Annotated in this window: 17 protein-coding genes; 8 read left to right on the plus strand and 9 right to left on the minus strand. The window is 73.6% G+C overall.

Annotation, left to right across the window (positions count from 1 at the left end):
- Window positions 1-160: 160 nt before the first annotated feature.
- The 5 genes from RM540_RS02265 to RM540_RS02285 all read right to left on the minus strand — a co-directional run bounded on the left by RM540_RS02265 (window position 161) and on the right by RM540_RS02285 (window position 5,597).
- Window positions 161-1,456 (minus strand): hypothetical protein, encoded by a 1,296-nt coding sequence (locus tag RM540_RS02265; RefSeq protein ID WP_311661752.1) that lies wholly within the window; start codon window positions 1,454-1,456, stop codon window positions 161-163.
- A gap of 47 nt (window positions 1,457-1,503) precedes the next feature.
- The gene (locus RM540_RS02270) at window positions 1,504-2,226 is read right to left on the minus strand and encodes a hypothetical protein (RefSeq protein ID WP_311661754.1); all 723 of its coding nucleotides are present in this window, start codon (window positions 2,224-2,226) and stop codon (window positions 1,504-1,506) included.
- A 12-nt stretch (window positions 2,227-2,238) separates the two neighbouring features.
- A complete protein-coding gene (locus tag RM540_RS02275; RefSeq protein ID WP_311661755.1) occupies window positions 2,239-4,050 on the minus strand; it encodes a hypothetical protein in 1,812 nt (603 codons plus the stop codon).
- Between the two features lie 219 nt (window positions 4,051-4,269).
- The gene (locus RM540_RS02280; protein ID WP_311661757.1) at window positions 4,270-4,956 is read right to left on the minus strand and encodes a peroxiredoxin-like family protein; all 687 of its coding nucleotides are present in this window, start codon (window positions 4,954-4,956) and stop codon (window positions 4,270-4,272) included.
- Window positions 4,957-5,186: 230 nt separating this feature from the next.
- Window positions 5,187-5,597 (minus strand): hypothetical protein, encoded by a 411-nt coding sequence (locus RM540_RS02285; RefSeq protein ID WP_311661759.1) that lies wholly within the window; start codon window positions 5,595-5,597, stop codon window positions 5,187-5,189.
- A 157-nt stretch (window positions 5,598-5,754) separates the two neighbouring features.
- On the opposite strand from RM540_RS02285, the gene RM540_RS02290 reads away from it, so the two are divergent.
- Window positions 5,755-9,270 carry a methylmalonyl-CoA mutase family protein gene (locus RM540_RS02290; RefSeq protein ID WP_311661761.1) on the plus strand — a complete coding sequence of 1,172 codons (3,516 nt, stop codon included), beginning with the start codon at window positions 5,755-5,757 and terminating at the stop codon, window positions 9,268-9,270.
- 141 nt (window positions 9,271-9,411) lie between these two features.
- On the opposite strand, the gene RM540_RS02295 is transcribed toward RM540_RS02290, so the two are convergent.
- Window positions 9,412-11,727, minus strand: a complete 2,316-nt coding sequence (locus RM540_RS02295) for a T9SS type A sorting domain-containing protein (protein WP_311661763.1) — start codon at window positions 11,725-11,727, stop codon at window positions 9,412-9,414.
- Window positions 11,728-12,124: 397 nt separating this feature from the next.
- On the opposite strand from RM540_RS02295, the gene RM540_RS02300 reads away from it, so the two are divergent.
- The 5 genes from RM540_RS02300 (at window position 12,125) to RM540_RS02320 (ending at window position 16,428) form a co-directional block, all read left to right on the plus strand.
- Entirely contained in the window at window positions 12,125-12,634 is a 510-nt protein-coding gene (locus tag RM540_RS02300; protein ID WP_311661764.1) for a hypothetical protein, read from the plus strand.
- Window positions 12,635-12,695: 61 nt separating this feature from the next.
- Window positions 12,696-13,982 (plus strand): chorismate-binding protein, encoded by a 1,287-nt coding sequence (locus tag RM540_RS02305; RefSeq protein WP_311661766.1) that lies wholly within the window; start codon window positions 12,696-12,698, stop codon window positions 13,980-13,982.
- On the plus strand, window positions 13,979-14,650 hold the full coding sequence (locus RM540_RS02310) for an aminotransferase class IV (RefSeq protein ID WP_311661767.1): 672 nt from the start codon (window positions 13,979-13,981) through the stop codon (window positions 14,648-14,650). Before RM540_RS02305 ends, RM540_RS02310 begins: the two co-directional genes overlap by 4 nt.
- A 136-nt stretch (window positions 14,651-14,786) precedes the next feature.
- Window positions 14,787-15,398, plus strand: a complete 612-nt coding sequence (locus RM540_RS02315; protein ID WP_311661768.1) for a DUF937 domain-containing protein — start codon at window positions 14,787-14,789, stop codon at window positions 15,396-15,398.
- A gap of 223 nt (window positions 15,399-15,621) precedes the next feature.
- Window positions 15,622-16,428 carry a PPK2 family polyphosphate kinase gene (locus RM540_RS02320; RefSeq protein WP_311661769.1) on the plus strand — a complete coding sequence of 269 codons (807 nt, stop codon included), beginning with the start codon at window positions 15,622-15,624 and terminating at the stop codon, window positions 16,426-16,428.
- A 101-nt stretch (window positions 16,429-16,529) separates the two neighbouring features.
- Here the strand turns inward: RM540_RS02320 and RM540_RS02325 are convergent, their stop codons facing one another.
- Both RM540_RS02325 and RM540_RS02330 read right to left on the minus strand, forming a co-directional pair.
- Window positions 16,530-17,012, minus strand: coding sequence for a hypothetical protein (locus tag RM540_RS02325; protein WP_311661771.1), 483 nt, complete (start codon window positions 17,010-17,012; stop codon window positions 16,530-16,532).
- Window positions 17,013-17,138: 126 nt separating this feature from the next.
- Window positions 17,139-17,573, minus strand: coding sequence for a YkvA family protein (locus RM540_RS02330; RefSeq protein WP_311661773.1), 435 nt, complete (start codon window positions 17,571-17,573; stop codon window positions 17,139-17,141).
- Between the two features lie 214 nt (window positions 17,574-17,787).
- Between RM540_RS02330 and RM540_RS02335 the strand changes: the two genes are divergently transcribed.
- Window positions 17,788-18,981 carry a PQQ-dependent sugar dehydrogenase gene (locus tag RM540_RS02335; protein WP_311661774.1) on the plus strand — a complete coding sequence of 398 codons (1,194 nt, stop codon included), beginning with the start codon at window positions 17,788-17,790 and terminating at the stop codon, window positions 18,979-18,981.
- A 581-nt stretch (window positions 18,982-19,562) separates the two neighbouring features.
- Window positions 19,563-19,781, plus strand: a complete 219-nt coding sequence (locus RM540_RS02340; protein WP_311661775.1) for a hypothetical protein — start codon at window positions 19,563-19,565, stop codon at window positions 19,779-19,781.
- Between the two features lie 17 nt (window positions 19,782-19,798).
- Here the strand turns inward: RM540_RS02340 and RM540_RS02345 are convergent, their stop codons facing one another.
- Window positions 19,799-21,250, minus strand: coding sequence for a M16 family metallopeptidase (locus RM540_RS02345; RefSeq protein WP_311661777.1), 1,452 nt, complete (start codon window positions 21,248-21,250; stop codon window positions 19,799-19,801).
- Window positions 21,251-21,371 lie beyond the last annotated feature (121 nt).

Here is a 21,371-nt window from a genome sequence, read left to right on the forward strand (position 1 = left end):
CCCGGCACCGCCCCGCTCAGGCCACCAGCGCGGCGCTGCGCGTCCGGCCGGCGACCGACGCCGCCCCGCCCGAGCGTGCGGGCGGGGCGGTCCGTACGGCGCGGGGGGCGGCCGGACGCGAGTCCAGCCGCCCCCCGTGGGCGTCGGCGGCGGGGCAGGGTCAGCTCCCGCCGAGCCTCCCGCTGCCCGGGGTCGTGGCGACGACGTCGCACGGCTTGGACGCCGGGGTGACTTCGACGAAGATGACCTGGTCGCTAAAGTCGGCGGGGCGGCCCGTGTCGCGGAGGTCGTGGAAGCCGTCCGGCCCGTTGACATCGCTCACAACGTAGCCCCTCGGCCCGTTCTCGACGATCCGGATCTTCCGGTTGTCGTTCCAGCCGTCGCCCTTGCCGTCGCCGTCGGTGTCGTACCCGAACCGCTTGGTGGCCCAGAGGCTCCTGTTCGGGTCGTCGTAGCCGGCGTCGTCGGGGCCGAGGTTCCAGTCGGGGATGTCCTCGAACGAGATCCGCCAGCGCTGGCGGTTGTTGGGGTCCGTCTCGACCATGCCCCACGGGGCCTCCTGCGGGTCGCCGTCGCGGAGGGCCGTCCCGTCGAGCGCCCAATGCGTCCACGCCCAGTCGTCGGGGCGGTACGTGTACCGGGCCATCTCGGCGGCGAGGCGCTCAGCGCCGTAATCGGGGTTCTCGCCGGTCGGGTCCTTCTTCGCGAGCAGGGCCGAGGCCGACGCCATGCGGAGCCTGGGGTGGTGGGTCGGCCGCGTCCCGCCGCGGCCGCATCGGTCGTCGACGCCGATCGCGAAGTTCATCTGGGTCCCGGGCTGGAGCAGGACCTCGTAGCCCGTGTTCCGCTCGCCGTTCCGGTCATTGCCCGGGGCGTAGACCATCTCGGGGGGCAGCGCCGCGCCCGCCACGGTCCGCTGGAGGAAGATGGCGGAGCAGTACCCGGCTCGCGAGTCGACAAACTGGATCTTGAGCTCGCTGCACTGCGTGCTGCTCGGGTCCACCTGGAGGACGTTGACGGAGTGCGACTCGTTGATCTTGTGCGTCTTCGAGACGGGGCGGTCGCCGGCCTGGTAGCCGAACGTGCCCGCCGCGTAGATGTCGATCCCGTTGCCGCCGTCCACGCTGGCCTCGACCACGTAGGTGCCGTCGAGCATCTCGCCGGTCCGGCGCGCGCAGATGGGCTTGCCGTTGGCGCACTGCTCGTCCTCCGGCACCCTCGCGCTCTCGATCCGGGTGCCGAAGTCGAGGAGCGCCTGGTCGATGTCGGTCCCGTGGCGGTTGACGTCGGCGACGCCGGCGTTGTACGCCGAGCGAGCGATCTCGCGGGCGATCACGTCGGCTTCGTACACGCCCTGTGTAGCGGACGCCCTGACGTCGGCTTCTTTGGCGGTGAAAAAGATCGTGGCGCCGGCGATGCCGAAGGCGGACACGAGGAGGAGGGACACTTTACCCATGGAAATAGGAGGTTCGTGAAATGGAGCGGGGCTGGGCGGGGTGGGCGCTAGAAGGGGCGCAGCTCGATGGTCGTCGCCCAGTGCAGCCCCTCCTTGGGGACCAGCCGGGCGCGGTGGAGCGGGAAGAGCGTGGGCACGACCGTGAACTGGAGGCGGGCGTAGTCAGCCTTGTGCGCGTAGTCGTCGGCGTGGCCAGGCGTCAGGTCGTCGAACTCGCGGCCCTGGCTGTCGAGGGGCTGAACCTGAAAGTGGCGGAGGCCAACGGGCGCCTGGTAGCTGGGCGTCGGGACCGGGGCGGGGCGGGAGCCGGCCAGCCACGTTTTGGACTCGGGGTTGTACAGGCCGCTCAGCGAGTCGCGCCGGAGCCGGTACACCGGGATGCGGACGTCGTCCGCGGGCGTATCGCCCTTCTCGACGACGGCCCGGGTCTCGGTGTCCGGCACGAGCCGGTACGAGATCTCGACGCGGCGGACGGCGCCGTCGGACTGGACCTCGCTGTTGTAGTGGAACGTGAAGGCCTCGGTGAACTTGACGCCGCCCTCGGGGCGGGTCTTCATCGAGAACCGCCCGCGCTCCTGGCCGAACCGGGACCCCAGCTTGACCACGTCGTCTTCGAGCCACTCGCCGAAGGCGAGCGCCTGGGCCTTTGCCGAGTAGACGGAGATCCGCTCGATCGACGCCTGCCGGTTGTTGATCTGCTGCGCCATCATCGCCACCGTGAGGATGGCGGCGACGACCGAGGCGATCATGTGGTCGAGGATGAACTGCATGGGCGGGGCGGTCTAGCCGCAGTCGGGACGTGTGCCGTCGTGGTCTCCGAGCGCGGCCCGGGCGTCGGCGGCCCGCTGGTCGGCGGCGGCCTTGACGGCTTGGGCGGTGCCAAACGCGGTCTGGGCGGCGGTGTGGACGGTCCGGGCCTCCTGGACGACGGCCTCCTTGGCGGCGACGACGGCGGCGGCGGCGGCGCGGACGGCGGTGGCCGCATCGTAGGCCGCCTGGGCCTGCGCTTCTGCGCGGGCGGCCGGCCCGACGGCGGCGGAGGCCTCGTTATGGGCGGCCTCGGCTCTTGGGACGGCGGCCCGAGCGCGCTCCAGGGCGGCGGCGGTCACACCTACGTGGGCTTCGGCCTCCTCGGCGGCGACCCCGGCGTTCTGGACCTCAGTCTGGGCGTTGGTCTCCGCCGTGCGGGCGTCGTCTCTCGCTGTCTTGGCGTCTTTGGCGGCCTTGTCGGCGGCGTCTTTGGTCTCCTCGGCGTCGTCGGCGGCGTCGTCGGCGGCCTCCGAGGCTGCCTCCGCCTCCAGGTAGCGGGCGTAGGCTCTTTGGAATGCGGTCCGAGCAGCTTCCGATCGCCATACCCATCGGCCGTTCCTGTAGTAGCCCGCGGCGCGGTACGCGTCGAGCGCGGTTCGGCCCGCGGCCTCCTCGGCGTCTTGCGCGGCCTCAGCACGGGCCTGGGCGGCGGCGAGCGCGGTCTGGGCGGCCTCAGCGCGGGTCCGGGCGTCGGCGAGCGTGGTTTGGGCAGCGGTGGCGGCGGCTTTGGCGGTGTCGAGCGCCGTCACGGCGTCGCTGGCTCGGGTCCGAGCGGCGGCGAGCGCGGTCTGGGCGGCAGTGGCCGCGGTCTCGGCGTTGTCGAGTGCGGTCCGGGCTGCGCTTAGAGCACGGTTCGCCGATTCCTCGGCGCGACGAGCCCGTTCGTGCGCGTCTTTTGCTGCGTTCAGCGTCCGCAAGGCCGCACGGGCCGCGTCGTCTGTAGGTCTCCACGCGGCCTTTGCGTCATCGAGTTGGGCCTGGGCGATGCCGAGGGCTTCCTCGGCCGCCTCGAAGTCCGCTTTGGGGCCTTCGAGCGCCGCGGCCGCCTCCGCCTGGGCGATCTCGGACTGCCTGAGCTCTTTCTGGAGCTGGCCTCGGGTGGCGGACCACGCCTCGTAGGCGGTGCAGGAGCCGACGACATCGGCCGAGCGGCGGAGGTACTCGGCCGCGACCGCCGGGTCGAAGCTGATCACGCGCCGGAGCTGGACCACGTGCGGGTTGTCCTGGCCGCTCGCGGTCTTGAACGCCGTCGACCGGGCGTACACCTCGACCCGCTTGTGGAACGTCTTGTAGCCAACGGCGACATCCGGAGCCTCGGCCTCGACGTAATCCACCGTGGCGCGGACCTCGACGGGGAGCGGGTGGCCGTCCATCGTCTTGAACGTGACCTCCTGCCACTCCCCCCCGTGGAGGTCATGGAGGACGCTGCACCCCGGGCTCTCCCACGGCTCCAAGACGTTGCACACGACGCCTCCAAACGCGGTCGGGTCCGAAAAGTCCGCCGGCGTGATATCGCTGAAGTCGTCGGACGAGATCGTGTCGCGCTCGGCCTCCGACATGGACGAGAGGAGGTGGTACCGCGTGCGGAGGGCCTCGGGCGTCGTGGCCTCGTCGAAGGCGCGGGCGTCGGCGAACTCGAGCGTGTGGAGGAGCGCCCCGGCCGCGGCCAGCTCGAACTGGTCGCGCATGACGGACTCGGTCGTGCTGTGGACCGCCCGGCTCTGCGAGAGCGTGAGGAAGCCGGCAGCGACAATCGCCGCGATCGCGAGGAGGGTCTGGGGCATCGGGGCGGGGTGGTCCGGCCTGAAGGACGTGCACGGACCCGTCCCCGTCGTCTCACCTTGATATCCTCGCCCCGATTGACACGCCAGCGCCCCGCGCGCCGGCGCCAACGCGTTTCCGCCCCGTTTGGCCGCCCCGCCCGCCGCCCCGCCCGGGGTAGAACCGCCCGGGGCGTGGGGCGAAACGACCCGGGCGGGGTGGAGCCGGCCGCCCCGCCCCGCCTACGCCGCGCGGCGGAGGGCGTCGAGCACTTGGCGAGCCGACGCCCGCTGCGTGTAGTCGGCCTCGACGAAGGCGGCGCGGATCGTCCCGTCCGGCTCGACCACGTAGGTGGCGGGGACCGGGAGCTCCCAGGCGTCCGTTCCGTTGACGGCCGCGAGGTCGACGCCGACGGCTCGGTACCGCTCGCGCGTCGCGTCGTCGACCGTGAACACGAGCCCGTACTGCCGGGAGACCTCGTTGCCGACGTCCGAGAGGACGGGGAAGGCGAGCCCGTTTCGCTCGGCCATCGTCATCGAGCCGTCGGGCGCCTGCGGCGAGACGGCCACGAGCGTGGCGCCGGCCGCCTCGATCTCGCCGAGCACGTCCTGGTAGTCCCGGAGCTGGTTGTTGCAGTACGGGCACCACGCCCCGCGGTAGAACGTGAGCACGACCGGCCCGCGGTCCAGGAGCTCGGACAGCCGGACGTCCTGGCCCATCGCGTTGGGGAGGACGAAGTCGGGGGCCTGGTCGCCCACGCCCAAGGCGCGGCCGGCGGCGGTCTCGGGCGTGTCGGCCGACTGGGCGGTCGGGACGACGGGCGTCGGGCTCTCTTGCACAGCCTGCTCCTCGGCGGGCGGGGCGGAGGGCCGGGAGCACCCGGCGACGACGAGGCCGGCGACGAGCAGGACGAGGACGGGGCGGGGCACGGCGGGCGGGGTGGGGACGAGCGGGACGGGGCAGGACCCGCGAACCTTTCGCCACCCCGCCCCAGCGAGGCGCGTGATCCGAGGGCGAGGCGGTCTCGTGCCGCTTCAAAGCCATCTTGTCGGGCTGGCGACGTGTTGTGTATCGCGTGTTGCGTGTCCTGAACTCCAATACGCAACACGGAATACGCGACCAATCGAGGCGAACCTGTCGGAGACCGCTTGAAGCGGCACTAGAAGGCGGGCGTTCCGAGGAACCGCGAGAGCGAGGCCCCGAGCGCCGGGTCGGACCCGTAGTAGGCGACGACGAGTGGGCCGCTCTGGTACACGCGCAGCGCGCCGGCGACGCTCTGCGCGGCCACGTTCTGCACGTCGCGCTCGGCCTCCTCGGCGGACGAGAACGTGTAGACCTGGAGGTACCCGCGCCCCGTCCCGCCCACGACGTACTCGTTGGCCGTCGCGCTCACGAGCGGGTCGGTCGAGAACCCGCGCGGCGAGAGGAGGAAGCCAGACTGGCCGAGGGCGGCCTCCAGGCCCGCCTCGGTCGTGACGCGGTCGCCGTCCTCGATCGCGAGGTCATCGGCGGGGCGGGGGGCGCAGGCGGCGAGCGCGAGCACGAGGGCGAAGAGGGCGGGGCGGCGCATGGCGGGGTGAGGGAGAGGGGCGAAGGCCAACCGCCCCGCCCCGCCCGGAGATCCGCGGCGCGGGCGGGGCGGCCGCCGTCTGGGCCGCAACCTCACCGGCACCGGGCGGGTTGGAGGACTACGTTTTCATGCGAACCCGGAAGCCCTCCCACCTCCGATGGCCTACACCCCGACCCACCCCGTCCGATTCGTCACCGCCGCCGCGCTCTTCGACGGCCACGACGCGGCCATCAACATCATGCGGCGGATCCTGCAGGCGCAGGGCGCCGAGGTCGTCCACCTCGGCCACGACCGCTCGGTGGACGACGTGGTCACGACGGCCATCGAGGAGGACGCCCAGGGCATCGCGGTCTCGTCGTACCAGGGCGGCCACATGGAGTACTTCACCTACATGGTCGACCTCCTCCGCGAGCGGGGCGCGGGCCACGTCAAGGTCTTCGGCGGCGGGGGCGGGGTGATCGTGCCCGAGGAGATCGCCGAACTCGAGGCCTACGGCGTCGCCAAGATCTTCTCGCCCGAGGACGGCATGCGGATGGGGCTCGAGGGCATGATCGAGTCCATGATCCGGGCGTGCGACGTTGACCCGCTCCGCGTGTCGGGGACTGGGGACTGGGGACCGGGGACTGGGGAAGACGAGGGCACCGCCCCGCCCGTCGAGGCCGCCGTCGCCACGGACAAGCAGGCCGTCGCCCGCGCGCTGACCGCCGTCGAGCAGCGCGCGGCCGAGCCGTCCGGCGACGGCGCCCCGGGCTACCAGCCCCCGTCCCCCGTCCCGAGTTCCTCTGTCCCCGTGGTTGGCATCACGGGCACGGGCGGGGCGGGCAAGTCGACGCTCACCGACGAGCTGGTCCGCCGCTTCCTCAACGACTTCGACGACCTCCAGGTCGCCGTGCTCTCCGTCGACCCCACGCGGCGGCGGACGGGCGGGGCGCTCTTGGGCGACCGCATCCGCATGAACTCGCTCACCGGCGAGCACGCGGGCCGCGTCTACATGCGGTCGTTCGCCACGCGCCAGGCGCACCGGGCGACATCGCAGGCGCTCCGCGAGGCCGTCGACGTGTGCCGCGCGGCGGGCTTCGACCTCGTGGTCGTCGAGACGGCCGGGATCGGGCAGTCGGACACCGAGGTGGCCGAACTCGTCGACGTCAGTCTTTACGTCATGACGTCCGACTTCGGCGCGCCGACGCAGCTCGAGAAGATCGGGATGCTCGACGCGGCCGACCTCGTGGCCCTCAACAAGTTCGAGAAGCGCGGGGCCGAGGACGCCCTGCGCGACGTCAAAAAGCAGGTCCAGCGCAACCGCGGCGACTTCGCCACCCCGCCCGCCGACATGCCGGTCTACCCGACGATGGCGGCCCAGTTCAACGACCCCGGCGTGAGCCGGCTCTACCTCGCGCTCCTGGACGCGCTCGACGAGCACGGGTTCGGCCGCACGTCGTCGCTGTTCGACGCCGACGCCCTCCCCGCCCTCGACCCGAGCGAGCTCGCCGTCGTGCCGCCGGCCCGGCAGCGCTACCTCGCCGAGATCGCCGACGCCGCCCGCGGCTACCGCGCGTGGGCCGAGGCCGAGGTCGAGACGGCCCGGAAGTGGGGCCAGGCCGTCGGTGCCCGCGCCCAGGTCGAGGACTGGGACCCCGACGACCGCGACGCCCTGGCGGGGCGGCTCGACGAGATGGCCGGCCACTGGTGGGACAAGCTCGACTCCCGCTCGCGCTCGATCCTGGAGAACTGGGACGCGCTCGCCGAGCAGTACCGCAGCGACGAGCTGGTCTACACGGTCCGCGGCAAGGACATCCGGCAGCCGCTCACACGCGAGACGCTGAGCGGGACGAAGGTGCCGCGCGTGGCCGTCCCGCGGACCGAAGCTCCCGGCGAGCGGCTGCGCTACGCGCTCCTCGAAAACCTCCCCGGCCGCTTCCCCTTCACCGCCGGCGTGTTCCCCCTGAAGCGCGAGGGCGAGGACCCGACACGGATGTTCGCCGGCGAGGGCACGCCCGAGCGGACGAACAAGCGGTTCCACCTCGTCAGCCTCGGGATGCCGGCCAAGCGGCTCTCGACGGCCTTCGACAGCGTCACGCTCTACGGCCGCGATCCTGACCGGCGTCCTGACATCTGGGGCAAGGTGGGCACGAGCGGGGTGTCCATCGCCACGCTCGACGACATGAAAAAGCTGTACTCGGGCTTCGACCTGTGCAGCCCCAAGACGTCGGTGTCGATGACCATCAACGGCCCGGCGCCGACCATCCTGGCCATGTTCATGAACACGGCCGTCGACCAGCAGGTCGAGCAGTTCCTGAAGGACGAGGGCCGCTGGGAGGCCGCCGAGGCGCGGATCGCGGACGAGCTCGGTGATGACCGCCCACGCTACGTTCCCTTCGAGCCGGGGGGCGGGGCGGACGCGGGCGGGGCGGAACCCGCCGAGGCGCCTGTCGACCCGGACCACCCCGCCCTCCCCGACGGCCACGACGGGGGCGGCCTCGGGCTGCTCGGCACGAGCGGGGCGGAGCTGGTCGAGTGGGGCCTCCTCACCGAAGACGAGTACGAGGCGATCCGCACGCGCGCGCTCCAGTCGGTCCGGGGGACGGTTCAGGCCGACATCCTCAAGGAGGACCAGGCGCAGAACACCTGCATCTTCTCGACCGAGTTCTCGCTGCGGTGCATGGCCGACGTGCAGGAGGCGTTTATCGACGAGGGCGTCCGCAACTTCTACTCGGTCTCGATCTCGGGCTACCACATCGCCGAGGCCGGGGCCAACCCGATCTCGCAGCTCGCCTTCACGCTCTCCAACGGGTTCACCTACGTCGAGGCCTACCTCGCGCGCGGGATGGACGTCGACGACTTCGCCCCGAACCTCTCGTTCTTCTTCTCGAACGGGATGGACGCCGAGTACGCCGTGATCGGCCGCGTGGCGCGCCGCATCTGGTCGGTCGCCATGCGCGAGCGGTACGGGGCGTCGGAGCGGGCGCAGAAGCTGAAGTACCACGTCCAGACGTCGGGCCGGTCGCTCCACGCGCAGGAGATCCAGTTCAACGACATCCGCACGACGCTCCAGGCGCTGCTCGCCATCTACGACAACGCCAACTCGCTCCACACGAACGCCTACGACGAGGCCATCACGACGCCAACAGAAGAGAGCGTGCGCCGCGCGATGGCTATCCAACTCATCATCAACCGCGAGCTGGGGCTGGCCCAGAACGAGAACCCGATCCAGGGCGCCTACATCATCGACGAATTAACGGACCTTGTCGAGGAGGCCGTGCTGCAGGAGTTCGAGCGGATCTCGGACCGCGGCGGCGTGCTCGGCGCGATGGAGTCGATGTACCAGCGCGGCAAGATCCAGGAGGAGTCCATGCTCTACGAGCACCGGAAGCACTCGGGCGAGCTGCCGGTCGTCGGCGTGAACACGTTCGTCGCCGAGGGCGGGGCGGAGCCGCAGGACGTCGAGCTCATGCGCGGGACGGACGCCGAGAAGGAGCGGCAGCTGGAGGGGATCAACCGGTTCCACCGCCGCCATGCCGACGACGCGCCGGACGCGCTCGCGCGGCTCCAGCGCGTGGCCCGCGAGGGCGGCAACACGTTCGAGGAGCTGCTCGACACGGTCCGCCACGCGTCGCTGGGGCAGATCACGGGGGCGCTCTTCGAGGTCGGCGGCCAGTACCGGCGGAACATGTAGGGCGGGACCGCCCCGCCCGCGTGGCGAGGGCGGGGTGGTCGCACGTTCCGATGCCCCACCCCGCCCGCTGGGTGTACGCGATCATGTGCCCTCCCACCTGACCGCCCTCCCGTCGCCGCCGCCCACCGCCCCGCCCGTGAGCTACAGGACCGTGATCACGCGGGTCAGAGCCGCCTCGTCGCCCGCGAGGCGCAGGAGGTACGGCGCCGCCGCCAAGCCCGTCACGTCGAGCTCGACGCTGCGGGTCTGGCCGGCCCCAACTCGGCCCTCGAACGCCGTCGCCACGCGGCGGCCCCGCATGTCGTAGAGGGCGACGGACACGTCTTGATCCACGTCCACGAGGAACACGAGGCGCAGGCGGTCGCGGACGGGGTTCGGGAACGGACCCCGCAGCCGGAACGGGCCGTCCTCGACCAGCTCTCCCACGCCGAGTTCGGCCGCCGCGGCGAGCGCCCGGTCGCCGCGGACGAAGCCGACCCCGGAGCGCGGGTCGTAGCCCGGCCCCGTCCCCACGTTGAGAGTCCCTGACGACGCGGCGGACGGCGTGACGTCGGCGGCCGTCTCCTCGAGGAGGCGGTACACGTCGGCCGGGGCGAGCGAGCGCGGCCCGCCGGCGGCCGCGAGCATGAGGCCCGCGACCGCGGCGACGTTGGGGGCGGCGGCGCTCGTCCCGAAAAAGTTCGGGGCCGTGTCGGCGTCGAGCGATTCGGGGAGGTCGAACCCGAAGAACGTGTTGTTGTCGCCGTCCGAGCCCGTGACGTCCGGCTTCATCCGGTTCTGGGGCGTGGCCAGGCGGGTGCCGTCGTCGTCGAAGAGGATGAGGCTCCCGCCGAACGACGTGAACGGGTTGAGGACGGCCGGGACGCCCGCCGTTCGGAGGCTCTCGTTGAAGGCGGACGTGTTGAACCACGCCGCCGCGGCGACACTCAGGGCCGCGGCGGCGTTGTTGTGGGCGACCGACGTAGCGTTCCCGGACTGGCGGTACTCGAACTCGGCTTGGCCGTCGAACTCGATGTACTTGAAGAAGCGGTCGGCGCCGCTGAACTTCACGACGGCGAGGTAGAGCGTCTGGGAGCTGTCGGTCTCGTTCGCGTACTCGACGATCTCGACCGGCTCGCCGCTCCCCGTCACTGTAGTGCCGTCGTCGAGCACGACGGGCTCGATGCTGTTGTTGCTCGCGCTCGCGGCGACGATCTCGGCGTCGGGGCGGGCGGCGTCGACGAGGTAGACGTCGTAGTCGCTCGTCGCGCCGGCCCGGCCGTCGCTGGCCGAGAACGAGGGCTCGGCGTACTGGAACACGAGCGTGAGGCTCTCGCCCGGCTCGAGCGTCACGTCCTGGAAGGCGTCGACGCCGGGGCCGGGGTCGAAGTCGTGGAGCGCGCCGTCGAACGGGCCGACCGTCTGGCCGTCGGGGCCGGTGGACGTGAAGGCGGCCTCGGCCCCCGCGTCGTCGAAGTCGTCGAGGTAGGCGTCGTCGGCCTGGTTGCCGGCCGACGAGACGTACGCCACCCCGCCCGCGACGACCTCGGTCACGGCCCGGGCCACGAGGCCGTCCTGAAAGAACGGCTCGGCGAACAGGAGGACGTCGTCGACGACGATGTCGGCGCCGGCGGCGGCGAGGTCGAGGATGCCGCGGGCGAACGCGGCCTGCCCGAGGAACGCCGTGTGGAACGAGAACGAGAGGCCCGGGGCCACGTCGCGCGCGAGCTGCATCATGGCCCGGCCCTCGTCGCTCCCGCCTGGGGGACCTTCCCGGAGCACGCACGCCCCGACGGGGCTGCGCGAGCCGGCCCCGGCCGGGCACGCGGCGACGGTGGGGAGGTCGTTCGTGGCCACGTCGTCGGCCGCCGTCGTCCGGCAGGCGTCGGCGTCCTCGGGCCGGCCGGGCTCGGCGCAGGCGTTGTACGAGTCGGACATCACGCCCACGCGGATCCCGCTCCCGTCGACGCCCAGCGCCTGCCGGGCCGCGAGGACCCGGAGCGCGCGGGCGGCCTCGCCGTCGACGGCCCCGACGAACACCGGCGAGGCCGCCGGGCGGGCCGCCCCGCCCCGCCCCGCCCGCCGCCCGTGCGTCACACCCCGGACGGCCCGCGCCGAGCGGACGCCGTCGAGCACGGCGAGCTCGTCCAGGGCCGCCACCGGGATCTTCCCGCTGACGACGGCGCCGTAGGCCGCCCCTCCCTCGAGACCGAGCGCCTCGAGCCGCGTGCGGAGCGCAGCCCCGTCGCCATCGGCCGCCGCCACGTCGACGACGACGAGGCCGCCCGCGACGATCCCGCCGGGGACCCGAGCCGCTTCGCCCCGGGCGTGGGCAGCGGCTGCGGCCTGGAGCCCGCCGTCGAGCCGCGCGAGCGGGCCGTACTTGGAGGACGGGGCTTGGGCGGCCGCCGCCCCGCCTAGGCAGGCGAGGCCCACGCAGACGAGGAGGGCGGGGAGGAGCCGGGGGGCGCGGCGCATAGCGGGCGGGGCGGGGTGGGGCCGCCAACATAGTCCCGCCGGCGCGACACGCTCGGGCAGCGGCGGGCGCCCCAGAGCGCCCGCAGGAGGGGAGGGAGAACGGCCTCGGGCGGGCCGAGCCGGCCAGGCACCCCGCACTCCGCACCCTGCTAAAACGTGCTCTGGCGCCCTGCCGGTCGGACCGACGCCCCACCACACGCGGCCAGGCCGGCGGGGGCGGGGCGGCCCTCGGCGGGCCCCCGTCTGAGACGCGGCCTGTCTCGGACCCGGCCCGCTCTGGAACAGCAGTCGCCGCCGTCACGCTCGCGCTACAACGGGGCCGCTCAAACGGGCCGCAGAGCCAGTGGCGGATTGGCTTGCAACGCCCTGACGTGCCGCCGCTCCCCACCCCGCCCCCATGCCCACGCCCAACGTCCCCAAGTCCCCCGCCTACGTCGAGGCCATGATCCGCGAGGCTGTCACGCACGTCGAGGCGTGCGTCAAGGCGCCGCTGGCCGACCTCGGCTTTACCGGCCCCGAGGCCGGCCTCGACCTCACCGACGGCCAGCACGACTTCCTGGCCGGGTACGTCTGGGGCGGGCTCCAGCGCCTGCTCGAGATGGGCGAGCTGTCGTCGGAGGACGACGTCGAGCGGGCGGCGAACCGGCTCTACGCCCGGCTGCTCGGGCCGTTCGACCGCGAGGCCCGGCCGTGGCACATGTGGATCGTCCGCGAGGCGCTCCACAACCTCCACCGGCCCCACGCCGTGTTAGGCTACTGCGCCGGGCGGGGCGACGTTCTGGAGCGGATGCGGTCGACCGAGTTCCGGGCCGCGCTCGGCCCGGCGCTCGCCAACCTCACCGGTGGCGAGCCCGGCCTGGGCGAGACCGACGTCCAGATGGGCGGCCCCAAAGACGGCGGGCGGTAGCGGATCGGCCGGCGCGGGCGCGGGTAGGACCCGGCCTCTCTCTCCCGGAGCCACCCCGCCCGTGCTCGCCGACGCCCTCCGCCAGCCCGGCGCCGTCCTCCTCGACGCCTCGCGCCCCGACGCCGACACGGGCCGCCGGGGCGCGCTCTTGTTTTCGGCCCCGCGGCGGACGCTCGTCGCCTGGGCGCCGGAGGAGGTCGGCCCGCTCCTCGACGCCTTTGACCGAGCGCTCGCGGACGGCCACCACGTGGCCGGGGCGCTGGCCTACGAGGCCGGCTACGCGCTGCACCCGAGCGTCGGCGCCGCCCCGCCCGGCGGCGAGCCCGCCACCCCGCTCGGGTGGTTCGGCGTGTACGACGCGCCCAAGGCCGTGAGCGGCCCGGCCCTCGACGCGGCTCTCCCCGCGGGCGGGGCGGCGGTCCGCGACCTGGCGTTCGCGTGGAGCCCGGCGGCGTACGCCGAGCGCCTGGCGGCCGTCCGCGAGCACATCCGCCGGGGCGACGTGTACCAGGCGAACCTGACGGCCCCGTTCCGCTTTCGCCTGGACGGGGACGCGGGGGGCGACGCGCTGGGCCTGTTCGTCGCGCTCCGCGCGCGGCAGCCGGTGTCGTACGGCGCGTTCCTCCGCCTGCCCGCCCCGCCCGGCTCCGCCGCCGCGGGCGGACCGCAAACCGGCGGACCGCAAACCGGCGGGGCGGCCGTCGCGTCGGTCTCGCCCGAGCTGTTTTTTCGGGTCGACCCGCCCCGCCCACAGACGTCGGGCGGGGCGGGGCGGACGATCACGGCGCGGCCCATGAAGGGGACGGCCCCGCGCGCGGCGTCGGCCGCCGAGGACCGGGCGCTGGCCGAGGCGCTCCGCGCGAGCCCGAAGGACCGGGCCGAGAACCTCATGATCGTCGACCTCCTGCGGAACGACCTCGCCCGCGTGTCCGAGCCCGGGAGCGTCCGCGTGCCGGCCCTGTTCGAGCCCGAGCGCTACGAGACGGTCACGCAGCTGACGTCGACCGTCCGCGCCGCGCTCCGCCCGGACGCCGGGCTGGCCGACGTGCTCCGCGCGCTGTTCCCCTGCGGTTCGATCACGGGCGCGCCCAAGCTCCGCGCCATGCAGCTCCTCCGCGACCTGGAGGACGGCCCGCGCGGCGTCTACTGTGGGGCCATCGGCTACGCGGCGCCGGCGGCCGGGGGCGGGCTGGGCAGGGCCGCGTTCAGCGTCCCCATTCGCACGGCCGTCGTGGGCGCCGCTGGAGCGGGCCGCTACGACGTGGGCAGCGGCGTCGTGTGGGACAGCCGCGCGGACGCCGAGTACGCCGAGTGCCTGCTCAAGGCGCGCGTCCTGACCGACCTGTGACCGCCCCGCCCCGCCTGACCGAGACGATGCGGGCCGAGGGCGGGGCGGTCGCCCTCCTCGACCTCCACCTCGCGCGCCTCGCGCGGAGCGCCGATGCGCTGAGCTACGCGCTCGACGCCGACGCCGTGCGCCGAGCCGTCGAACACGCCGCCGTGTGGGCAGGGCGGGGCGGGGGAGAGGCGGCCCAGATCGTCCGCCTGACGCTCGGGCGGGGCGGCGACGCCGAGGTCGAGACGCGCCCGCTGGACGGCCGCCCGCTCCGCCTCGCCTGGATCGACCCGGAGCCGCTCGCCGAGGCCGGGACCGCGCTCTGCCAGCACAAGACGACGGCGCGCGCGCACTACCGCGCCCGCTTCGACCGGGCGCTCGCGCGGGGCGCCGACGAGGCCGTCTTGGTCAACGCCGCCGGGCTCGTGACGGAGGGCACGCGCACGACCGTCTGGGCCGAGCGGGGCGGCTGGCTCCTCACCCCGCCCCTCGCGGCGGGCGGGCTGGCCGGCGTGTTCCGCGCGCACGTCCTCGCGACGGACCCGCGCGCCGCCGAGGCGGACCTGACGCCGGACGACCTCCGCAACGCCGACCGTGTCCTCCTCACGAACGCCGCCCGTGGCTGGATGCCGGTCCGCCTGCTGCCCGCCCCGCCCGGAGACGGCCGCGGGGCGGGGTGAGGAGAAGAGGAACGGAGGAGGCGAGCACCCGCCTCTTCTCTTCTTCTCGTCCTCGCCTCTTCTCTACGTCGGGCGGGGCGGCGGACCCTGGGCGGGGCGGTCGGGGTACGCCCGGCCCCTCCCGACCCCCCGCCTTATGAACGGCCTCCTCGACCTCCTCGCCCAGAACATCGGCGGTCCGCAGATCGACCAGATCGCGCAGCGCATCGGCGCCGACCGCCAGCAGACGCAGACGGCGATCGGCGCGGCCCTCCCCGCCCTCCTCACCGGCCTCAACCGGAACACGAACGCGGCGGGCGGGGCGCAGAACCTGGCCCACGCGCTCGAGAACGACCACGACGGCTCGCTGCTCGACAACCTCGGCGGGTTCCTCTCGGGCCAGATGTCGGGCCGCCAGGCGAACGGCGGCGGCATCCTCGGCCACGTCCTCGGCGGCGAGCGGCCGCAGGTCGAGCAGGGCGTGGCGCAGGCGTCGGGGCTCGACATGGGCCAGATCTCGAAGCTCCTCCCGCTGCTCGCCCCGATCGTGATGGCCGCGCTCGGGCGCCAGAAGCGGCAAGGCGGCCTCGACGGCGGCGCGCTCTCCAGCATGCTCGGGCACGAGGCCACGCGGGCGCGGCAGGCGGCCCCGTCGGGCGTGCTCGGCGCGCTCTCCGGCTTCCTCGACCGCGACGGCGACGGGAGCATCCAGGACGACATCGCCGGGCAGGTCGGACAGGCCGCCCTCGGCAAGCTGTTCGGCCGGTAAGGAGCGACCAGCAAAGGATTGGCGAGCGACGGGCGGGGCGGCCGTCCTCACCACCCCGCCCGCGTCGTCCACGCCAGCCGGGGCGGGGTGGTCCGCCGTTGCGCCACCCCGCCCGCGCCAATCGCCTCCTGGGGCGGGGTGGCCTGGGCGGCGCGTTCCCGCCCCGTCCGTCTCGTCACCCCGCCCCTGTCCTGCTCGTCGCTCATCACCCGTACCCCTTCGCATGGACCGCTACCGCATCCGCCCCGGCGAGACCCTCCGCCTCGCCGAACGGTCCACCGACGACGACGGGGGGCTGACGAAGGACGAGGGGAAAGAGCGTCTGAAGGCCAACACCGAGCGGGCGCGGGACCTCCAGGAGCAGCTCTACGCCGAGGGGCAGCAGGCGCTCCTGTTCGTGTTCCAGGCGATGGACGCCGGCGGCAAGGACTCGACCACGGAGCACGTGTTCGGCCCGCTCAACCCGCAGGGCGTGAACGTGGCCTCGTTCAAGACGCCGACCGAGCTGGAGCAGCGCCACGACTTCCTGTGGCGCGTCCACGCGCAGGCGCCGCCGCACGGGCTCATCAAGGTGTTCAACCGCTCGCACTACGAGGACGTCTTGATCGTCCGCGTCCACGGGTGGGCCGCGCCCGACGTGATCGAGCGCCGCTACGACCACATCCGCCACTTCGAGTCGCTCCTCGCGGACGCCCGGACGCGCGTGGTCAAGGTCATGCTCCACATCTCCAAAGACTACCAGCTCGAGCGCTTCCGCCGCCGCCTCGAACGGCCCGACAAGCACTGGAAGTTCAACCCCGGCGACCTCGACGAGCGGAAGCTCTGGGACGACTACCGCCGCGCCTTCGAGGTCGCCATCGAGCGGACGACGACCGAGGCGGCGCCGTGGTACGTGGTCCCGGCCGAGACGCGGTGGTACCGGAACCTCGTGGTCAGCCAGATCCTCGTGGACACGCTGGAGGCCATGGACCCGCAGTACCCCGAGCCCACGTTCGACCCGGCCGACTACCCGCCGGGCTCGATCGCCTGACCGCCCCGCCCAAGGCTCCGGCCTCGGCATCGAGATCCCTCGTCGCTCCGCGCAGCCAGGGCGGGGCGGCTCAGGTGGCACACCCACCGTGAGGTCCGGTGTCAGCCGAGCACCGTCACGCGGACCGCGTTGGACCCTGCGTTCCCGTACCCCCCGCCACCGCACGCCGTGTAAGTAGGGACGTTGCCCGTCCCCACGACGTAGACCTCCGAGAGGTCGGCTCCGGCCCGGACCGAGTCGAGGAGGACTTCGGTGTCGATCACGAACGTTCCGGCCTCCCCGTCGAGGGGCTGCTCAAACAGCGTGGTCCCCGGGAAAAGACCGAGCCGCTCGTCTACGAGCGCCACCCCGACCCCCGACACGTTGCCGACGGCTTCCACGTCGGCCCGGAACCGGAACGGCTCTCCAATCCGGAGGGTGTCCCCTGGAGACGGCGACGTGATCCGGTAGTGGATCTGGGAAGGGGAGGTGATCCGGTCGTCGACTCCAAGCTCGGTTTCTGGTCCGGAGCGGCATCCTGCGGGCTCGGACGAGTCACAAGCCGTCAGCGAGAGCGTGAGAGCGACGAGGACGAGCGGGCGCATGGCTGCTGCGGAGAAGTGCGCGGAGAGAGCCGGTCCGCGGGCGCTCAGAGTAACACGCACGCCGCCGACCAACGAGCCGCCGCTTCTACACCACCGCTCTGCCCGGGCGGGGCGGCCGCCCCGCCCTCAGTACGGCGGGTTGAGCGTGTCCGGGTCGGCCGGCTCGTTCGACAGCTCCCAGTCCTCAAACCGCGCGAGGTCGTCGCGGATCGCCTTCATCACATAGGCCACGACGACGGCGTCGTCGAGGAAGCCCGTGCCGACGATAAAGTCGGGGATCAGGTCGAACGGGGTCACGAAGTAGAGGAGTCCCGCGGCGACGAAGGCGATCGACCGCCACGGGAGCCGCCGGTACTCGCCCCGCGTGATGGCCGAGCCCAGCCGAATAAGCCGGGGGATGTCGGCGCGGAGCGACCCGATCCGGCTCCGGTTGTCGCGGAGCTGGGCCTGCGACCGGCGGATGAGGGCGCGGAGGCGGCTGGGGCTGTCGGCGTACTCCTCGGCGTCGGCCTGGACGAGGTGGAGGCCGCGGCGGGCGAGCTGGCGGTCGGACTTGGACACGGCGGGCGGGGCGGGGCGGGGGGGCTGAGCGGGGCGGGGGGGAACCTACGCGGTCCGCCCCGCCCGGTTGCCGAGGCAGTCGGGGGGGAACGGACCACCCCGCCCGGCCGTGCCTCAGGCTGGCGCTCGATTCGCCCCGTCCGCTCCTGGGGCGGGGCGCCCTCGGCCGACCCCGGTGCAGCCGCCTCTACGTTTTCATCCCACTCCGATCCCGATGCCCACTTTGCTCTCCTCTGGGCGCCCGCTGGCGCTCGCTCTCGCAGCCCTCGCCGCCTCCGCCCCGCCCGCGGCCCAGACGTCGTACGGGTACGACGGCGGCTCGGCGGGCTCCGTGATGACCCAGGCCGGCCCCGTCGTCGTGCAGGCCCTCGTCGACGGCGACCTCGACCACCCGTGGGGCATGGCGTTCCTCCCCGACGGCCGGCTCCTCGTGACCGAGCGGCCAGGGCGGCTCCGCATCCTGGGCACCGACGGCGAGTTGTCGGGCGCCGTCGAGGGCACGCCGACCGTGTTCGCGCAGGGGCAGGGCGGTCTCCTCGACGTGGCGCTCGACCCGGACTTCGCCGAGAACGACCTCGTCTACCTCTCCTACGCCCGCCCCGGCCCCGAGGGAAGCGCGGCGACGGCGCTCGGCCGCGGACGCCTGGTGACGGGCGGGGCGGACGGCGAGGCCCGCCTGGACGGCTTCGAGGTCCTGTTCACGCAGGAGCCCTACGTCACCGGCCCGAACCACTTTGGCAGCCGGATCGCGTTCTCTCCCGACGGCCACGTGTTCTTGACGACGGGGGAGCGGTTCCAGTTCGACCCGGCCCAGGACCTCTCGAACCACCTCGGCACCGTCGTCCGCCTGAACCGCGACGGCTCGGTCCCCGACGACAACCCGTTCGTGGGCGACCCGGACGCTGAGCCCGAGGTGTGGTCGTACGGCCACCGCAACGTCGAGAGCGCGGCGATCGACCCCGAGACCGGCGACCTCTGGATCGCCGAGATGGGGCCGCTCGGCGGCGACGAGCTCAACCGCCCCGAGCCCGGCCGCAACTACGGCTGGCCGGTCGTGAGCTGGGGCATCAACTACGACGGCACCGCGATCCCCGACCCGCCCACGCGGCCTGACTTCGCCGACGCCGCCACGCACTGGTCGCCGGTCATCTCGCCGTCGGGCATGGCGTTCTACACCGGCCGCGTGTTCCCCGAGTGGACGGGCAGCGCGTTCATCGGGAGCCTCTCGCGCGAGGGCGTCGTCCGCGTGCGCCTCGACGGCGGGGCGGTGGCCGAGGAAGAAGTCGTCCCGCTCGGCGCCCGCGTCCGCGACGTGGAGCAGGGGCCGGACGGCTACCTCTACCTCCTGACCGACCAGGACGACGGCGACCTGTGGCGGCTGGCGCCGCTGGAGGCGGAGGACGAGTAGGCCACCCCGCCCGAGTGGAAGGCGGCCGGGCGGGGCGGGCGCTACCTCACGTCCCGCCGGTCCTCGACCTTGCCCAGCCGAACGAGCCGAGACCGGACTGCGCCGGTGGACCGCTGGTGCGAGGCCGCCAAGTCAGCCGCGGAAGCGCCTGCCTCAAACTGTGCCACGAGGTCTTTGTCCTCGCGCGTATCCCACGACCTCCCAGACCGCCCGGGCCGCGACACGGGCCGCACCGTTTCCTCCCCAGCGCGTCCGAGCGCTTCGACTCCGGTGTACAGCGCCCGCACCACGTCGGGGTGCTGGAGCGGACTCGCCGGATCGAATACGTCGCCGGTGATCGGGTCCACCCCGTTAGCGAGTACGCGCAGTAGCTGAGCGGCTCGGTTAGCGTCCACAAGCGGGCGGGGCGGGGTGACTGCGCAGAAACTACACAAGCCGCCCCGCCCAGGCATGGGGGAGCGTGCCGGTCGCCCTGAGCTTCGGCTCGTCACGGCAGACGACCGGGGCGGGGTGGCGCGCATCCCGGGAGCCGCCGCCCCGCCCCAGCGTACCTGCCCATCCCTTCTGCCTCTTCCTCCTCCATGAACAACTTCTTCCGCGCGATCATCGCCGGCTACGGCGCCAAAAAGCTCGGCGGCGGCTGCTTCTCGACCGTCCTCGTGTTCGTCCTGCTCTGGGTCCTCCTGGGCCAGTGCGGCGCCGCGCTCCCGCCCCCCGACGCCGACGCCGCCCCGCCCGCGGCCGTCGAGGCGCCCGCCCCGCCCGCGGAGCCCGCCGTCGCGCTCGTCCCCGCCGGCTGACGACTCGGGCGGGGTGGCTACTCCTGCGGGCCGAGCACGTCGTCGATCGTCAGCGTCTGGAGCGGCCCGAGGTCGAGCGCGCGGACCTCGTCCTCGATCGTCGCCCGGTCGCCCACGAGGACCACGGCCACGGCGGCGGGGTCGACGTACTCCGCCGCTACGCGCTCCAGGTCGTCCGCGGTGACGGCCAGCACGTCGCGGGTGTAGGTGTCGTAGGCGTCGAGCGGGAGGCCGTCGAGGTAGAGGGCGCCCACGAGCGCCGCCGTCCCGCGGACGGACCCGAACGGCTCGGGGAACGACAGCGCGAGGTAGTTCCGGGCCTTGGCGAGCTCCTCGTCCGGGACGCGCGTGCGGATGCCGTCGAGCTCGCGGAAAAACTCGGCGAGCGCCGGCCCCGTGACGTCCGTCTGCACGTCGGCCGAGGCCACGAACGGGCCGGCCACCGGCCGGAACGAGAACGACGACCCGGCCCCGTAGGTGTAGCCGTTCGTCTCGCGGAGATTCTGGTTGAGCCGGCTCGTGAAGCTCCCCCCGAGGATCGTGTTGAGCACCTGGAGCGCCGCGTAGTCCGGCGTCGACCGGGCCGCCCCGACGCGGCCGATGCGGACGACCGTCTGGGCCGCGCCGGGCTTGTCGACGAGGTAGACCTCGCGGCCGGTCACCTGCGTCGGCTCGGGCACCGCCCCGCCCGCGAGCGCGCCGCCCGCCCCGCCCTCGGGCCACGCGGCGGCGCCGAACAGGGCTTCGAGGCGCGGGGCGATGGCCGCGCGGTCGACCGCACCCACGACCACGAGCGCCGCGTTGCCGGGACGGACGGCCGCGTCGTGGAAGGCCTCGACGTCGGCGCGCGTGAGGGCGCCGACGGACGCCGGCGAGCCCGACGTCGGCCGGCCGTACGGGCTCGCGTCGCCGTAGAGCGTCTGGTCGACGAGGACGGATGCGATCGCGCGGGACTCGTCGCGGCGCTGGGCCAGCGACGTGAGCCGGCTCGCGCGGAGCCGCTCCAGCTCCGCCTCGGCAAAGGTCGGGCGGAGGGCCACGTCGGCAAAGAGCGCGAGGGCCGAGTCCAGCTTGGAGACCGGCGTGTGGAGCCGGACCTGGAGGCTCTGGAGGTCCGCCCGGCTCGTGAGGTCGATGCCCAGGTAGTCGACGGCGTCGGCCAGTTCGAGGGCCGTCCGGCCGCCGGCGCCCTCGTCCATCAGGTCGGCCGTGAGCGAGGCCAGCCCGCCCCGCCCCTCGGGGTCGGCCACGGCCCCCGCCTTCACCAGCAGGTCGACCTGGACGAGCGGCACGCCGGCCTTCGGGACGAACAGGACGGGCAGCCCGTTCGAGAGCTCGAACCGCTCGACGGCCGGCGGCTGGAACGCGGGCGCCGGCCCGAGCGCCGGCCGGTCGACGGTCTGCGCGCCGGCGGACCCGACGAGCGCGAGGAGAACGAGGCAGGCCGCGAGGCGGGCGGGGCGGGGCATGGTGGACGGGTGGCGAGCGATGAGTGACGAGTAACGGGCGGGGTGGCGGCTCGGGGCAGTGCGCCCGGACATGCTGCCCCGCCCGGCGCTGGACGAGTGCGAGGCGCGAGCCGACGGGGCG

This window comes from Rubrivirga litoralis (assembly GCF_031846415.1).
GTDB lineage: Bacteria > Bacteroidota > Rhodothermia > Rhodothermales > Rubricoccaceae > Rubrivirga > Rubrivirga litoralis.